We start from the raw sequence: 16,266 nt of genomic DNA on the forward strand, positions 1-16,266 counted from the left end.
TACTATAAAATAAAAGCTAGCCTGAGCTAGCTCTAAAACCTATTATGCAATTTTCTATAAGCCATGTTTTGTTCCAGAGACACTAGGTGCTGCCCCCTTCGATAATCATCTGTCTACTGTTTGTACAGTCGGGATAGTCCGTTCGTTTTCCAGCTATCCCATGCCCCGACCAAAATTTGGGTTGCTAGCTTGAGGGGTTTACCGCGTTCCACCTCTTGCGTTTCCGCAAGAGCTCCGTCACTGTGGCACTTTCAGGATCAGAGAGCTTATCACAGGACTTAGCTCTCCTTATCCGCCGTAATGTCAATTAAACATCCCTAGGCTTATGAATTCACCTAGCACAAACACTACTGGCATCACAGCCAGTGCTAGCATGGACTTTCCTCATGCTGCTCTTGGCAACATGCGATTATCCAAAAATTGCATACTGACTCTCGGTTAGTCCGCAAGCTGCTTGCCGAAGACCTCTTTTTCTAAGCGACTAACACGCTTCAAAAGATCGATATTACTAGCCTGAGCAGAAGCTACACTAGCCGTACGCACACCGTCACTACCATAAGAAGGGGCTACACTGCTAGGCTGAGAAGCTGCCTTTTTAACGTCAGCCTTGAGTTTTTCATTTTCCTTACGCAAGGCTGAGATCTGAGCCGCATAGGTCTCATAATCTTTGATGACATCATCCAAAAACTCATCAACTTCATTCTTGTCGTAACCACGCATGCTAGTTTTAAAATCTTGTTCGTAAATGTCCTTAGGACTAAAAATAATACTTGCCATTCTATTCTCCATACCTATCTGTAATTCTTGTCAGGGCCAAGCCCTAGCAAATAATAATTATACAGACAAAAATATCAAAAATCAAGTCTTTACCACTCGTCATCTGATAAAATTTCATTCAGTTTTTCAAAGGTTAAGAAGTCAACAGAATAATGTGGATTTGAGGTCATTTGGCTAATAAAATATTTCAAATTCGTTTCGGCTTCTGGATCGTAAAAAACATAGGCACTGTCCGTATTATCGATCAAAAATTGCTGATAATGCCTGAATTGACTGGGATTGTCATATTCCTCATAACAGTATTTAACAAAATCTGCCTGCTTAAAATGGGCAAGCTTATTTTGATTAGACTCATTCCAATTTTGCCCATGCGTCTGAAAGGGAAATACAACAGCGGTTTGGAAACCATACTCTCCCTTTAGCGACCTTGCAACCTCAAAAGCCCAAAACTCAAATCCTAAATTACCAGTAAAAATCAGCCAATCCAAACCTTCCTCACAGTAACGTCGGATAGCTTTTTCTATGACCTTTTTAATAATAGCTACCTTGGGATCCTTGTCCTTAAATATTCCTAATTCAAAATTTTTATAACCCGTTATGAGAATCGACGTCATAGACTGTATTCCTTTTTTAATTTATGGTATAATGGGATGGCTTATGGAAATAAGTCCATTTAAGTTAGGAGAAATATGGTTAAGTACCCACATAACCTTATTCGAAGACCCTCTCCAAAGATAGGACAGTCGCAGAAAAAAATCGACTTTGCCAATCGGGGGATGTCTTTCGAAGCAGCTATCAACAAAACAAACGAATATTATTTGTCACATCATATGGCTGTCATTCACAAAAAACCAACACCGGTCCAAATTGTCAAGGTAGACTATCCTAAACGTAGCCGCGCCAAGATTGTAGAGGCCTATTTTAGGCAAGCTTCTACAACAGATTACTCTGGTGTTTACAAAGGACATTATATCGATTTTGAAGCTAAGGAAACCCGCCAGAAGACAGCAATGCCCATGAAAAATTTCCATGCGCATCAGGTTGAACACATGGAGCAGGTCCTCGGCCAAAGCGGTATCTGCTTTGTTCTCTTACATTTTTCCAGCTTAAAAGAGACCTACCTCTTACCCGCAAGAGCGCTGATTGATTTCTATCAGATTGATAAAGGGGGCAAATCTATGCCTCTTCATTATATCAAAAAAAACGGCATTAGAATTGAAGAGAGTGCCTATCCGCAAGTTCCTTATTTAGATGTTATTGACTATCATTTTCTGAACGGAAGTAAAAACTTATGAAAAATTTTAATTTCAAATCTCCTGATTGGAAGGGCATGGGTAACAAACTATCCGACCGCTTCAAATCATTTCGACAAAGTACCGGCGAGCACGGACAAAAGTTAACTCCCAAGCAGAGGGCTTGGAAATTCTTCAAATATTTCTTGGCTGTTTTGGCCTCCCTCATGATTGTCGGTTTGATTGCTGGCGGCCTTTTATTTGCTTATTATGTCAGCAGCTCGCCTAGTCTTAATGAGAAGCAGCTGGTGGCTACAAATTCGAGTATTCTTTATGATAAGAATGGTACTGAAATCGCTGACTTGGGTGCAGAAAAGCGTATCAGTGCCAAGACAGATTCTATCCCAGTCAACTTGGTTAATGCTGTTACGGCCATCGAAGACCACCGCTTCTACAAACACCGTGGAGTTGATGTCTACCGGATTATTGGGGCTGCTTGGCACAACCTGACGCGTTCTAGCACGCAAGGGGGATCTACTCTTGATCAGCAGCTGATCAAGTTAGCCTATTTTTCAACCAATAACTCCGATAAAACTTTAAAGCGTAAAGCGCAAGAGGCCTGGCTGGCCATTCAATTAGAGAAAAAATACAGTAAAGAAGAAATCATGACCTTCTATGTCAATAAGGTCTATATGGGCAATGGTTATTACGGCATGCAGACAGCAGCCCAAGGGTATTACGGCAAAACCTTGACGGATTTGTCTATCCCCCAGCTGGCTCTCTTAGCTGGACTTCCAAATGCCCCAACCCTTTACGATCCTTATACCAACCCTGAGCAAGCTAAAAAACGGCGCGATACCGTCCTTTCAGAAATGTACGAAGTTGGCAGCATTGATAAGAAAACTTACGACGATGCTGTAGCAACCGACGTAGCTGATGGACTAATCCCGCAAACTGAGAAATCAAGCTACGATGCCTACCTTGATAACTACATCAAAGAGGTTGTCGCTCAAGTTTCTGAAAAGACTGGAGCTGATGTTTACAGTGCAGGCCTGAAAGTCTACACCAACGTCGACTCAGCAGCTCAACAACAATTGTTCAATATTGTTAATTCTGATGACTACGTACCCTATCCTGATGATCAAATGCAGGTAGCAACAACTGTTATTGACGTCACTAATGGTAATGTTATTGCCCAAATTGGAGTCCGCCATCAGGATGACGGAGTTTCTATGGGGACCAACCAAGCCACTCTGACTGACCGTGACTGGGGTTCAACCATGAAACCTATTACCGATTATGCCCCTGCTCTCGAAAACGGAGTTTACAACTCAACAGGAGATCCAGTAACCGATGCTCCTTACAGCTTCCCTGGTACTTCAACTCCTGTTTATAACTGGGACAGAAAATACATGGGTGGTATGTCAATTCAGACTGCTATCCAGCAGTCACGTAATGTCCCAGCTGTTAAATCCTTAGCAGCCGTTGGACTAGAAAAGGCCCAAAGCTTCCTCAGTGGCCTGGGCATCAATTACCCAGAACTGCAGTACTCCAATGCTATCTCAAGCAATACCAGCAGTTCTGATAAAAAATATGGTGCTAGCTCTGAAAAAATGGCCGCAGCTTATGCAGCCTTTGCCAACGGTGGTACCTATTATGAGCCTCTTTATATTAATAAAGTAGAATTTAGTAACGGTACAGATCAAACATTCTCATCTTCTGGTAAGCAGGCTATGTCTCCAGAAACTGCTTATATGATGGTAGATATGCTGAAATCCGTCTTAGCTTCTGGGACAGGCACTAAAGCTGCTGTTTCAGGTGCCTTCAACGCTGGTAAGACTGGGACATCTAACTATGCTGATGATGAACTAACCCAAGTAGAAGCCAATACGGGTCTCTACAATAGTTCAGTCGGCACCATGGCTCCAGATGAGTCCTTCGTCGGTATTACACCAATGTACTCAATGGCTGTTTGGACAGGCTATAAGAGCCGTCTAACTCCTGTTTATGGTACAGGACTTGATGTCGCAGCTGAAGTTTATCAGGCTATGAGTAGTTACCTTCTTCAATCTAATGGCAGTGGTTCTACAGATTGGACGATGCCTGACGGCGTATATCGCAAGGGCTCTTATCTAGCTAAGAGCGGTTATAGTGCAAATTATAGTTACAGCAGTAGTTCATCATCATCTGCTTACGGTGCATCAAGCAGTTCGGATAGCCAAATTCAAGATTCTAATGGCAGCGGCAATAGCCAACCTGGTGCCTCCTCTGCTAATGGACAGGATGACCAAGATGACGAGCCCGATGAAGATGATAGTGAATAATTCAACAAGTCAAAAGAACTTCGGATCAAAATTCCGAAGTTCTTTTTCTGTAGTGTGGCATTCGACTATAATATAAAAGGTGGTCACTGCATCAAAAAGAGTCTGGGACAAAAGTCCAGACTCGTTAGCATTATTCTAGATTTACCAGATCGAAGCGCAGTGATTGGGAGTAAAACTTGTTGGCTAAGCCAAGAAGTCTTACCCCTGAACAGTTCATTAGGTGCTTTAGCACCAATGAACCACTGCTGATTGGCGGTTCTACTTATCTTGGGGCACTTTCCTATCTTTAGGCGCCCCCTTAAACAGTCCACTGGACTGTTTAACGACCACGCAAGCGATAGCCCCAACAGTTCGGGAAACTGTTGGAGGGTATCCAATTCTATGAAGGTTAGTTCATGTCAATCCCTAATCAACTTTTTAACTGGCTTCAATATGAACAGGGTACTTATATTTCTAGCAATCGCTATTGCCCCTATTTAGGCTTCTTTTCCATTATAGACAAAACGAATATGGGGATAATCGTGTTCTAAATCCTTACCTTGCATAAAAGCCTTAGCTTCCTTACGCACCTGAGTAAGATCAATACCCTGAGCCTGTGCTCCGAAAACACAGCCGCAATAACACTGTCTATAGATGTCATATTCCTCACACATTTCAACAGAACGTTGGTAACCGCTATTCTTCTTAAAATCACTTGGTAAATACTGAGCATCATAAATTTTTTGGACCTCGAGGCCAACAGCATTGATGGTTTGTGAGTTTTTATGCGGACTGATGGTTAAGGCACTGCCAAAGTAGTCAAAATCCAATTCCACAGCTTTTTGCGCTGTCTTATCAAGGCGATAATCATAGCAAACACGGCAGCGATCACCACCTTCCGGCTCATCTTCCAAACCATGAACAGTCCTGAAAAATTCACTCGGCTCATACGGCGCTGCTAAAAATTCCACCTGAGCCCCAGTATTTTCATTAAAGTCATGAACAAACTTCTGTGTTACATAGCTGCGGCGTTCATATTCAGCCTTGGGGTGAATATTAGAGTTGGCAAAATAAATAGTTACATCGCAGTACTGGGTTATGTACTCAAGAGTGTAAGTACTGCAAGGAGCACAGCAAACATGCATCAAAACACGTGGGCGTGTTTGTTCTGATTGCCATTTTTTGACCATTTGCTGCATCACACGATCATAATTTACCTTCTGATTAGGGTTCATTCGAGATAAGATATCTTCTACATCAATCATGGTCGTCCTCCTCGTAGTCAAGATACAAAGTCTTAAGTCCTCCAAAAGAATTTAGGAAATGAAAACGATTCACTAAAAATAAGAGCATTTGCCGAATTCCGCTAGAGTATGGGCGTGTTCATCTCCTAATCTCCCCTTAAGTATAGCATAGGAAATCCCAAAAAACACAACGGTATTGGCGAAAAGCCCTCTTAGTTAGTGCAATGGCTGGCAAGTTCAACAGACTGATAAAAATCTGCGGTATAACAAATTAAGAATTACTAAGATGATGTCAACAATAATAATTCTTTATGTAAAGCTACTATCAGCGACCTGTTTTAAGCTTCTTGGAAAGTCTGACTATTTAGATGCCAGAGCTCCCATCGGATCCCAAGGTGCCAAGATAATGGGGTCTGCCTCATAGGCCGCCAGTTCTTCCTGAGTTAAAAAGTCCTTACGAACAACAATTTGGTAGGTATATTCATCCATCCAGTCATCAGAGGCTACAAAATAACCATCTTTACCGACTTTGTCCCCCCAAGAATTCTCAACTTTCCATCTAATTGGTTGACCTTGTTCATCTAAGTCAACACCAGTCAATACCATCGCGTGAGTCATGAGGCTTTCACTATAATCCAAGCGACTAGCCTTATCTTGCGTCAGAGCGATATCTAACGCAGTCTCAAAATCATAAAGCTTAGCCGCCATAACACCCGACTGACGATTACTGGACTGACCAACATCTGACCCGAACCAAACAGTTTCTCCTGCCTGCATCTGAGCAATCGCTAATTCTTTAAATCGTTTCATATCGAGATTAAGATAACGCACGGGGCGGCTGCCAACAACATTACCAAGCAATTCAACAGTATAGGATTTACCATAGGGTTTATCTGTCGTTGGTGCATTAATAATAGACACATAGTCCTCCAATTTCAAGCCTACATACTTTTCATAGAAGGCCTGAGGACTAATTTGACTATCCTTGTGATAGTGATTGTCCTCATCGCGATAAGCAAAATCAAAGTGACGAGGAGGCAGTCCCAGATTAACCGCCAAGAAATTAAAGACCTCTTGCAGCAACTCTGCCTTCTTGTCCTGAACAGTCTTATCACCGGCACCAGAAGCCACTAACTCTCGCAAAATTTGAGCGTCCTGCCGTAGAAGTTTATTCAAATACTGGTTTAACTCCCGACTACTACTAGATGAAACAGATTCCGGATAAACCGATTTTGGAACAACTCCATATTTTTCAAAGAGGGCTACAACCATATCCCATTGGCCGCCATCTTGCTGAGGAACATCCAGTAGAAATTTCACTTTGCGACTACCCAACTCCTGATCGGCCGTTGCAATAATCTGCTCTAAAAACCAATTGGATTTCTCATACTTATCCCAGAAAAAAGTGTGAGCTTGTGATAATTCAAAATTTTCCAGTTTAAACTCAGAAATTAATTTGTGACGAAAGGTATTGAGGGCGGCAAACATCCAGCATCGTCCCGACTGCTTTTGATTAGACACCTCATCCTCAGTTAGATCAATAGAAAAGGAGAAATCGTGGCGGCTTGCAAGCTGACGATCTTCTAAACTTTTTAGCAAACCAGCGTGAGTGATAGCATTTTCAAGTGCGCGATATTTAGCATTGGCTTGATAATTCTCAAATAATTTATCTGTAAAAGCTTGATCAATTTTTGACATAGGGTACTTCCTTCTAATTTACTCTTCTACACTTCATTATAATACTTGTCTGAGAATTTGCAAATTGTGATAAAACCAAAAAAAAATAGAGAACAACGAATACTGTAAAACTAATAAACATGACTGCAGTAGCATTTTTAAATCATTGATAAACGTGATATAATGACAATGTACTATATTTAAGGAGACATCTAGACCTATGATGAATATGCAAAACATGATGAAGCAAGCCCAAAAACTGCAAAAACAGATGGAACAAAAACAAGGCGAGCTAGCTGCCCAAGAATTTATCGGCAAGTCAGCTCAAGATCTAGTTGTTGCAACTTTTACAGGCGATAAAAAATTAGTCTCTATTGACTTTCAAGAAGCCGTCGTTGATCCGGAAGATCTTGAAACCCTATCTGATATGACAACCCAAGCTGTCAATGATGCGCTGACTCAAATTGAAGAAGCAACCAAGAAATCTATGGGAGCTTTCGCTGGTAAATTGCCGTTTTAAAAAGAATCGCTTGGATATTTTTCCAAGCGCTTTTTTAATCTTATCAACCGATTTTATTGGGTGATATAGATCTCCATATTAAAAATCTTAGTTAGGATATAAAAAGTAAGTCCATTGAGCAAAACCAGCGCTCCCACGATCATCAGCGTTAATTCAACACCAATTAACATCACACCTGTACTCTGTGAAATCATTAGAGTCACTAAGGGCAGAACCAATAACATAGAAACTGACTGAGCTGACTTGCTGGTTTTGATATACTGGGAGACCCCTAAGACCAAAAAACTCGATAACATCACAAGCAAAGGAGAAACCAAGAGTCCGCTCATTAACCAAGTCATATTAGGAAAAAGCAACTGCTTAAAGATATGATAGCCCATCACATCGACAACCACAGCATAAACGAACATGGCCATCCAAGTCACTAAAATAGCTGGAATCATAGAGGCTAGCATTTTCCCAATGATAAGATTACGGGTACTGATAGGGGTGCTGAGCAAGCCTTCCAAGGTCTTATGTTCCTTTTCTCCAATAAAGCTAAAACTAGCCATCAAATTGGAAAAAATAATCGGTAGCATCATAAAAAGAGGAAGCATAAAAAATACCAAGATGGCATAAAGTGGTGCTAGCTGACTATCAATAGTCTTGGGAAGAATTGACATCGGGAGATGATCAATGAAACTCTTCATACCATTGATAGAGCTAAGGAGAGCTTCGTTGGTTCCAAGCGATAACAATAATCCGGGAAGGATAAGGCTAAAGAGTAGAGGGAGAAAAATGAAAAGCCCTAGAATACTCTTATCTGAGAAAAAATCCTGCAAATCCTTACGGACAATTACTAGAATTTGTCTCTTATTCATCTTTTGCACCTCCTATGACCTCTAAATAAAGGTCGGTTAAACTAACAGATTCACGGACTAGGCTATAGATTTGACAGCCTTGAGTCGTCAAATCTCGCACTAGGTGAGGAATCCCCTGACGTGTGATGTTTTTAACAAGGAGATAGCCCTTTTCAGCAGATGCTTCACCATATAGTTGAGCTAGTGTCTTCCCTATTGCTAATGGTTCCACTTCCAAGTGCAAGGGCTGCCCATCATCATAACTAGCTAGTAGGGGTTGCAAGTCCCCAGCTAATAAAATCTTTCCTTCTGACATAATAGCCACCTCATCTACTATCTCCTCTAAGCCGTGTAACTGGTGTGTACACATCAAAACGGTCGTTCCACGACTGGCAACGAGTTCCTTTAAGTAACTGAGGAAAGATTCTACCATTTGCGGATCTAATCCTGTAGTAGGTTCATCCAAAATCAAAAGCTTTGGCTGATGTAAAATCGCTCTAGCTAGAGCAGCTTTCTGGCGATTTCCTTTGCTGAGTTTCCCAACTGGTTCGTCCAGATAAGTCTCTAAATCCAAGCGTTCCACCACTTCACTGATCGCTTGTTCAATATCAGAATCATCAAGACCATAAAGCTGACCCCAGATTCTTAGATTTTCTTTGACAGATAGCTGCTCATAAAGATTACCATCATTTTGAACCCCAATATGCTTTAATAAATCAGCACGATTCCTTGTTGTTAGTGATTCCCCAAAAAGCTCAATCCTTCCGCTATCTGCTTTTAGCATTCCTAAAATAGTCCGTATCAAGGTAGTTTTCCCTGTCCCATTAGGACCTAAGAGGGCAACAATGCGACCCGCTTCTATATTTAATTCAACACCCTTAAGTACCGACTTATGTTTGAAATTTTTTGTTACTTGTTGACAGCTTAAAATGGGTTTTATCATTGGTCCACCTCCTTAGCTAATTCTAAGCAAAACGATTTTTGCTGGCAATGAGGGCAGGTTAGTTTTCGTGTCCTCGGCGTATGCGAAGCGAAAATAAAGGCTTTAAGCGAAACATTAAAGATTCGATGACAGTTCGGGCATAGATAAATGACGCGTCGATGATATCCGTACATAATCCCTGTCACGATGAAAAAAATGATTGGTAAAGCAAGCACAATCGTCCATTCATAGTTGCTACCATCAACAAAACTTGCATAGACAATGGTAACTGCCATCATCAGCACTAGACTGCCCCATAATTGCCATTGCAATCGACGCCAGTGTTTTTGATTTTTCATGCTTAGCGAAATGTCTGAAAGAGCTTTAAGAGACTGATTATCCTGTTTCTTCTTAAGCCTGTCAAGCAAATTGACAGCAGTGTCAAGTTTGCCCTGTCTATCGCTGATTTCTGCCTTTAGCTCTGTAATACGGTCGTTTAATAGCATCTGCAAGATCTGACTGACATTATCTTCAACCAAAACCTTTTTAATGTCTTCAATGGAAAAATCCATCTCCCTTAGAAAACAAATCAGTTTGAGCTGTTCAGCATCATGTTCTGTGTAGATGCGACGCCCACCTTCGGTTAATTGCGACGGTTTCAAAATACCACGTTGATCGTAATATTGCACTGTCCGCACCGAAACACCAACCAACTTAGCTAATTCACCAGTCGAATAAGTCTGAGACATCTCTTTTATCTCCTTATATAAGATACAAAGGGCCGGTTCGCTGGACCAAAATCTCATAGGAGATCGACGACATGTGCTTAACACACGAGGAGGTCGATCTTTTTCCCGAGGAAATTAGGCCCGTGTTTAAGTTACTAAGATACAAGGGGCGACCGCGGATCAAGCCAAGCTGAACTTTCTTCCATTTACCCCCTGTTCTCCTATATCCTAGCAAATGACGCTGCGTTACATGCAAGCCAAAACATCACTTTTTTAGTATTTATTAATCGAATAAATCCCCCAAAGCTGCAAACGGATTGTCGCCATGCGCTTCTTCCTGCTGACTAAGGTAATCCTTGTTACTATCCAGTTCTAAAAAGGCTTCGTAAACACGCGCTGTCATTCGAGCATCCTCTAAGCTATCATGCCCACGTCCCTTGATACCCAAAAAGTCAGCTACACTTGTTAATTTAAGGTTGACAATACCGTTTAAATCAGTCGAACGGCGCTCATAAGCCTCATCAAAAATATCAAGGGCATACTGCTTACTCAAATCCAAATCATTCTCAGCCAGAATGGGCAGGTCTGATTTTTCAGCATTATAGCCGATCAAGGGGAGCTCACCGATAAATGATTTAAATTCAGCCAGAACTACTTCTAACTTTGGTGCTGAGGCAATCTTATCTGCTGTAATCCCTGTTAAACCATTAATAAAACTTTGCAAAGGTACATCCGTATACACATAACGATCAAAATGACTGACCTCCTCATGATTTAGGATCCTCACGGCCGATATTTGAATAATATGACTGACATCCTCTACCCTATTAAATTCTAGATCAAAAGCAATATAAGCGTCTAATTTTTTCATGATATATCCTTCTTTTCAATAAAAAAACTGTCCTAAGACAGCCTCTGTATTTTCAATTACTTGCCACCAAACACCCGAGCAAAAAATCCTTTCTTTTGTGCACGAGCTTGCTGAATTTGAATCTCTTCAACTTGTGTACGAGCCTCATCCAATTCCAATTTAAGATTTTCACTGTCCTGCATAGCCGTTAAAGTCAGCTGTTGCTGCTGATCCAGCTGCTTATCTTTCTGGGCAATCTGGACATCCTTGATACTGAGCTGCTCATTCATAGAAGACAGCTGAACATCTTTGGCTTTAAGCTGATTATAGAGACGCTCAATTTCAGCATTCTTCTCATCAACCAAGATTTCCATTAACTCGCGCTGCTTAGTTTCTTCACTAACAGGTTCATCTTCAAAAATCGTCTTCTTATAGATTTCCTCGAGCTTAATTAAACCGTCGCGATTGACAACTGTAACGCCCTTCTCATTTTTATCGACAAACTCCTCAGGCAGAGTCTTGACACGATTATTTACTGCTTGGCGACTGACACCAAGAATTTCAGCTAATTCGCTGACAGTCTTTTCAATAGCCATAAAGTCCTCTTTTTATCCGAAAATTCTTATAAAATAGTATCATAATAGGCCTTTGCTGTCAATCTACAGGGAATCCCCCCACAAGTACGCAAAGAAAATAGACATCATAAGATGTCATTGTGCGCATTTCAGCGTGAAAATTAATGGACAAAATAAAAGGTTGTTTTCTGAAAAGTTAGTCTCTAGTATTTTTATTTCTATCTACTTAACTATGCTTACCTCTGTAAGATAGGATAATATGGGTAGTTGATAGATTTGAACTAGTTGCTCCTTTTCAGCAATTTTACTAAAATTTAGATAACAACTCATCCAACTATTAACATTAACAGTAATCATCAAAACTGGTTCCAGCAACAATCCCATGCTATAATAAAGCTATGACACATTATCACACAATTATTATCGGAGGGGGACCAGCCGGTATGATGGCAGCCATTGCCAGCAGTTACTACGGCTTCTCCACCCTCCTGATTGAAAAGAATAAGCGCTTGGGTAAAAAATTAGCAGGAACTGGTGGCGGCCGCTGCAACGTTACTAATAGTGGAAACCTAGATGATCTCATGGCTGGTATCCCAGGCAATGGCCGCTTCCTCTACAGCGTCTTTGCCCAGTTTGATAATCACGATATTATTAACTTTTTCAAAGATAATGGGGTTGCCCTCAAGGAGGAGGACCACGGTCGGATGTTCCCTACGACCAATAAGTCACGCACCATCATCCAAGCCTTGGAGGATAAAATAAAGGAGTTAGGCGGCCGCATTTTGACTGAAACTGAGGTCGTATCTGTCAAAAAGGATCATGATCGCTTTGTACTTAAATCAGCCGATCAGTCCCTTACTTGCGATAAACTCATCGTCACAACGGGAGGTAAATCCTATCCGTCAACAGGATCGACTGGGTTTGGTCACGACATTGCCAGACACTTTAAGCTGGAGGTTACGCCCTTAGAAGCAGCTGAAAGTCCGCTATTAACTGATTTTCCTCACAAACTACTGCAGGGGATTTCTCTGGACGATGTCAATCTCACCTATGACAAGCACAGTATCACCCATGATTTACTCTTCACTCACTTTGGTTTATCTGGCCCAGCCGCCTTGAGACTCTCGAGCTTTGTCTCGGGTGGCGAAACCGCCCACTTGGATCTTTTGCCAGCTATGAATCAAGAGCAGCTGAGCGCCTTTCTTGAGAAAAATCGTGAAAAAACCATTAAAAATGCTCTTAAACTACTACTCCCTGAGCGACTAGCAGAATTTCTAGCACAGGATCAGCCAGACAAAGTTAAACAGCTCAACCCTAAAAAACTAGAATCCTTATTGACATCTATCAAGGATATGCCCATCAAAATAACGGGTAAAATGTCCCTAACCAAATCCTTTGTCACCAAAGGCGGGGTAAACCTCAAAGAGATTAGTCCTAAAACCCTTGAAAGCAAAAAAGTAGCAGGACTACACTTTGCTGGAGAAGTTCTCGATATCAATGCTCATACTGGAGGCTTTAACATCACTGCTGCCCTCTGTACCGGTTGGGTTGCCGGTAGTCCCCACTACTAGAGAACAGTATGACTACCTTCTTAAACAAGTATGATATTAAGTTTTCTAACAGTTTTTCTTAAGTATGCTTTTAGTGATTTTGATTATAATTATCTCATAATTCTTCTTATTTAACCCTTTGCAGCCCTAGCGGCTGCTTTTTCTTCTATTTTGATACAAGCCTTTCCCCTATTTCAAATTTAAAAAGAGTGGCTGAGTCAGTCACCCATTTTTTCTATAAAATTTCTTTTAATCGGTCAATATCTTCTTGCGTCGTTGACCAGCTGGTTGCCAGGCGAATTACCGTGTGATCATCGTCATATTTTTCCCAAAAGCTATAGACCACTTTTTTTGCTAAGGTCTTAAGCTGCTCATTTTCCACAATGACAAACTGCTGATTAGTTGGTGATTCATAATAGAACTGATAACCTTTTTCTCTCAGTATAGTTTTAAGCTGTTCTGCATAATTAAGGGCTTCTTGACCAATCTTGAGATAAAGATTATTCGTAAAGAATTGATCAAACTGCACACTAATCACGCGCCCCTTGGCAAGAAGCGCACCGTGTTGTTTGACTTGGGTTGCAAAGTGCTTAGGCTGATTATTGCTGGTAAAGACTACTGCTTCACCCAGCAAAGCCCCCAATTTAGTTCCACCGATATAAAAGACATCAGCTAACTCTGCTAAAGCAGGTAAGTCCACATCATTTTCCTTAGCTGCCAGACCGTAGCCCAAACGAGCACCGTCAATAAACAATGGCAACTCATGTACTTGGCAAACTTGGCTCAGCTCCTGCAATTCTTTATAAGTATAAAGAGCACCGTATTCAGTCGGCTGAGAAATGTAGACCATACCCGGAAATACCATGTGCTCGTGATTGCCATCAGCATAGAAATCTTCTAGAAAATGCTTGACATCACTAGCCCTAATTTTCCCATGCTCCTGCGGTAACTCCAAAACTTTATGCCCTGTGAATTCAATAGCACCAGCCTCATGGGTCGCAATATGACCTGTTCGGGCGGCAAGGACACCCTCATAGGGAGCAAGGACTGTATCGATAACGATCTGATTAGTCTGTGTACCACCGGTTAAAAAAGTCACTTGCGCTTCTGGACAGCCACTAGCCTCTCTGATTTTCTGAGTTGCCAATTCTGTGTAACTATCCAGACCATAACCGGCCAAATTCTCCTCATTAGTTTCTAATAAAGCTTCCAGCAACTTAGGGTGTGCTCCTTCATTATAGTCGTTTTCAAAATGAAGCATAGATCCTCCTTCCTAAATATCTGAAAAATCATAGAGCTGTGGATACTGGCCACACTCTGGATTTTGGGGATGGCAAATTTCACGACCAAAGAGAATCATCGCTTGATGGGCTGGCAGCCATTCTTCTCGCGGGAGCACTTCCATGACACGCTTTTCGACTTCAAGCGGTGTTGCCGATTTTTTAACAATCTCATGGTGTTTACAAATGCGCTCAACATGGGTATCTACCGCAAATGCTGGAATACCAAACCCCACACTCATGACCACATTAGCTGTTTTTCGCCCCACTCCTGCCAAGTTCTCCAACTCCTTACGAGTCTGAGGTACCATACCACCAAAGTTGTCAACCAATTGCTGGGCACACTTTTGCATGTACTTGGCCTTATTACGATAAAGACCCAAGCGTGAGATGTATTGGGATAGGTTCGCTTCACTAGCCTGAGCCATGGCTTGTGGTGTCGGATAAGCTTCAAAAAGGGCTGGTGTCACCTTATTAACCGCTGCATCAGTCGTTTGAGCTGACAACAAAACAGCTATCAACAATTCAAAATTATTCTTAAAATTCAAACTGGGCTTAGCATCAGGATACAAGGCAATAATTTCCTCAATAACCTTGCGCGCCCGCTTTTTAGATAAAACCATATCACTACTCTTTTCTACCTTAGTTATTATAGCATGAGTGATCAATCATCATTGCGCTTAAACTATCCACCGTAGCAAGGCAAGGCTGACGATACCAGTAAGAACCGCATACAGAAGATTCTTTGTCCGAACAGCAACAAAAAGTGTCGGTAGGCTAGCCAAAATTTCTAAACTATTTAGTATAGGAAGACGGCCGGTCCTCTCTGTGACCAAACTTGATAAAGTCAAAGCAAATAAAATAGTCACAGGTAGGTACCTTAAAAAACGGACAACAAGATCAGGAAGGCCACGATACTTAACTAGAATAAAAGGAGCTATGCGCGGAAGCCAAGTTACTACAAACCCCAACAAAATAGCTGCCAAAACATCATCAGTGAGCTGCATCTAACATCACCCCCACACTACAACCCACCAAGGTTGCTAGTAAAACAGCTAGAGACTCAGAAACCAGTAAGACCAAAAGGAAGTAGGAAACAGCAACAGCTAAAAGAACAAGTGCTAGTTTCCTTACTCCTGACGGTAGCATGGCTTCAAGTTGAAAAACTAAGAGACCGATAAACATAGCTATCAAGGCAAAATCTAACCCCAGCAGCTCGGGATTAGGAATAAAACTCCCCATTAAGGCACCTGCTACACTTGCCAAAATCCAAGCTAAGTAACTAAGAAGATTATTTCCGTGCATCCAATTCGCTGTAATATCTTTATTGTGAACAACTTCCCCCAAAAGGACGCCATAGCTTTCATCAGTAATTAAACTAGCTATCAAAAGATTTTGAATAAAAGGTGTCCGAGTGAATATAGTGGTTGCGTGTAGACTCATTAGCATGTTGCGCAAGTTGATCAAAAAGACCGTCACTGTAATCGTCAGTAAATCAGCCTGAGCAGCCAGCATGGCTACCATAGCGAATTGAGCCGAACCACCATAAACCAACAAACTCATCAATCCTACCTCTAGAATTGACAAACCAGCCGAGGCAGCAACCACGCCAAACGCAATTCCGATCGAGACATAGCCTAATGCTGTTGGTAAAGCAGCTTTGACACCTTCCCTAAATCCTTTTTCTCGCATATCATGCTTCTTTCAATTTTTTGAAATTTTTATCATTATAACAAATCAAAAATGCCAAAACAAGCGCTTTGACATCT

The 16,266-nt window shown here is 41.5% G+C and carries 17 protein-coding genes and 1 other RNA gene; 4 read left to right on the forward strand and 14 right to left on the reverse strand.

Annotation, left to right across the window (positions count from 1 at the left end):
• Window positions 1–52 precede the first annotated feature (52 nt).
• The 3 genes from rnpB to AC4HAO_RS06565 form a co-directional block, all read right to left on the reverse strand.
• Window positions 53–421: RNase P RNA component class B (gene rnpB / locus AC4HAO_RS06555), an RNA gene on the reverse strand.
• 17 nt (window positions 422–438) lie between these two features.
• Window positions 439–777 (reverse strand): cell division regulator GpsB, encoded by a 339-nt coding sequence (gpsB, locus tag AC4HAO_RS06560; RefSeq protein WP_491094081.1) that lies wholly within the window; start codon window positions 775–777, stop codon window positions 439–441.
• Window positions 778–866: 89 nt separating this feature from the next.
• Window positions 867–1,391, reverse strand: a complete 525-nt coding sequence (locus AC4HAO_RS06565) for an SLOG family protein (protein ID WP_491134942.1) — start codon at window positions 1,389–1,391, stop codon at window positions 867–869.
• A 75-nt stretch (window positions 1,392–1,466) separates the two neighbouring features.
• Between AC4HAO_RS06565 and recU the strand changes: the two genes are divergently transcribed.
• Together recU and pbp1a are read left to right on the forward strand one after the other, a co-directional pair.
• Entirely contained in the window at window positions 1,467–2,072 is a 606-nt protein-coding gene (gene recU, locus AC4HAO_RS06570; protein WP_447451822.1) for a Holliday junction resolvase RecU, read from the forward strand.
• Complete coding sequence (gene pbp1a / locus AC4HAO_RS06575) at window positions 2,069–4,333, forward strand: penicillin-binding protein PBP1A (RefSeq protein WP_447451821.1); 2,265 nt, start codon at window positions 2,069–2,071, stop codon at window positions 4,331–4,333. Before recU ends, pbp1a begins: the two co-directional genes overlap by 4 nt.
• A 476-nt stretch (window positions 4,334–4,809) precedes the next feature.
• Here pbp1a and AC4HAO_RS06580 read toward each other — a convergent pair whose 3' ends face one another.
• Together AC4HAO_RS06580 and pepC are read right to left on the reverse strand one after the other, a co-directional pair.
• A complete protein-coding gene (locus AC4HAO_RS06580; protein ID WP_447451820.1) occupies window positions 4,810–5,577 on the reverse strand; it encodes an epoxyqueuosine reductase QueH in 768 nt (255 codons plus the stop codon).
• Window positions 5,578–5,916: 339 nt separating this feature from the next.
• Window positions 5,917–7,254 carry an aminopeptidase C gene (pepC, locus tag AC4HAO_RS06585; protein ID WP_491094083.1) on the reverse strand — a complete coding sequence of 446 codons (1,338 nt, stop codon included), beginning with the start codon at window positions 7,252–7,254 and terminating at the stop codon, window positions 5,917–5,919.
• A 199-nt stretch (window positions 7,255–7,453) separates the two neighbouring features.
• On the opposite strand from pepC, the gene AC4HAO_RS06590 reads away from it, so the two are divergent.
• Window positions 7,454–7,753: a YbaB/EbfC family nucleoid-associated protein gene (locus AC4HAO_RS06590; RefSeq protein ID WP_491134943.1), complete on the forward strand. Its 300-nt coding sequence runs from the start codon at window positions 7,454–7,456 to the stop codon at window positions 7,751–7,753.
• Window positions 7,754–7,806: 53 nt separating this feature from the next.
• Here AC4HAO_RS06590 and AC4HAO_RS06595 read toward each other — a convergent pair whose 3' ends face one another.
• The 5 genes from AC4HAO_RS06595 to AC4HAO_RS06615 form a co-directional block, all read right to left on the reverse strand.
• On the reverse strand, window positions 7,807–8,613 hold the full coding sequence (locus AC4HAO_RS06595) for an ABC transporter permease subunit (RefSeq protein WP_491093710.1): 807 nt from the start codon (window positions 8,611–8,613) through the stop codon (window positions 7,807–7,809).
• Window positions 8,606–9,535 (reverse strand): ABC transporter ATP-binding protein, encoded by a 930-nt coding sequence (locus AC4HAO_RS06600; protein WP_491134944.1) that lies wholly within the window; start codon window positions 9,533–9,535, stop codon window positions 8,606–8,608. The genes AC4HAO_RS06595 and AC4HAO_RS06600 overlap by 8 nt, the downstream gene beginning before the upstream one ends.
• Window positions 9,532–10,263: a MerR family transcriptional regulator gene (locus AC4HAO_RS06605; RefSeq protein ID WP_491134945.1), complete on the reverse strand. Its 732-nt coding sequence runs from the start codon at window positions 10,261–10,263 to the stop codon at window positions 9,532–9,534. The genes AC4HAO_RS06600 and AC4HAO_RS06605 overlap by 4 nt, the downstream gene beginning before the upstream one ends.
• 262 nt (window positions 10,264–10,525) lie before the next feature.
• Window positions 10,526–11,113, reverse strand: a complete 588-nt coding sequence (locus AC4HAO_RS06610) for a 3'-5' exonuclease (protein WP_491134946.1) — start codon at window positions 11,111–11,113, stop codon at window positions 10,526–10,528.
• A gap of 56 nt (window positions 11,114–11,169) precedes the next feature.
• Entirely contained in the window at window positions 11,170–11,688 is a 519-nt protein-coding gene (locus AC4HAO_RS06615) for a DUF536 domain-containing protein (RefSeq protein WP_447451813.1), read from the reverse strand.
• Window positions 11,689–12,065: 377 nt separating this feature from the next.
• Here AC4HAO_RS06615 and aao point away from each other — a divergent pair, with 377 nt between their 5' ends.
• Window positions 12,066–13,238 carry an aminoacetone oxidase gene (aao, locus tag AC4HAO_RS06620; protein WP_491093714.1) on the forward strand — a complete coding sequence of 391 codons (1,173 nt, stop codon included), beginning with the start codon at window positions 12,066–12,068 and terminating at the stop codon, window positions 13,236–13,238.
• Between the two features lie 214 nt (window positions 13,239–13,452).
• Here the strand turns inward: aao and AC4HAO_RS06625 are convergent, their stop codons facing one another.
• Genes AC4HAO_RS06625 through AC4HAO_RS06640 form a run of 4 tightly spaced genes read right to left on the reverse strand, consistent with a single transcriptional unit; the run spans window position 13,453 to window position 16,189 of the window.
• Window positions 13,453–14,478, reverse strand: a complete 1,026-nt coding sequence (locus AC4HAO_RS06625; RefSeq protein WP_491134947.1) for a threonine aldolase family protein — start codon at window positions 14,476–14,478, stop codon at window positions 13,453–13,455.
• A 12-nt stretch (window positions 14,479–14,490) separates the two neighbouring features.
• On the reverse strand, window positions 14,491–15,120 hold the full coding sequence (gene nth / locus AC4HAO_RS06630; protein ID WP_491093716.1) for an endonuclease III: 630 nt from the start codon (window positions 15,118–15,120) through the stop codon (window positions 14,491–14,493).
• Between the two features lie 57 nt (window positions 15,121–15,177).
• A complete protein-coding gene (locus tag AC4HAO_RS06635) occupies window positions 15,178–15,504 on the reverse strand; it encodes an AzlD domain-containing protein (protein WP_447451809.1) in 327 nt (108 codons plus the stop codon).
• Complete coding sequence (locus tag AC4HAO_RS06640; protein WP_491093717.1) at window positions 15,491–16,189, reverse strand: AzlC family ABC transporter permease; 699 nt, start codon at window positions 16,187–16,189, stop codon at window positions 15,491–15,493. The genes AC4HAO_RS06635 and AC4HAO_RS06640 overlap by 14 nt, the downstream gene beginning before the upstream one ends.
• Window positions 16,190–16,266: the final 77 nt, after the last annotated feature.

It is taken from the genome of Streptococcus sp. ELY_137 (assembly GCF_058314515.1).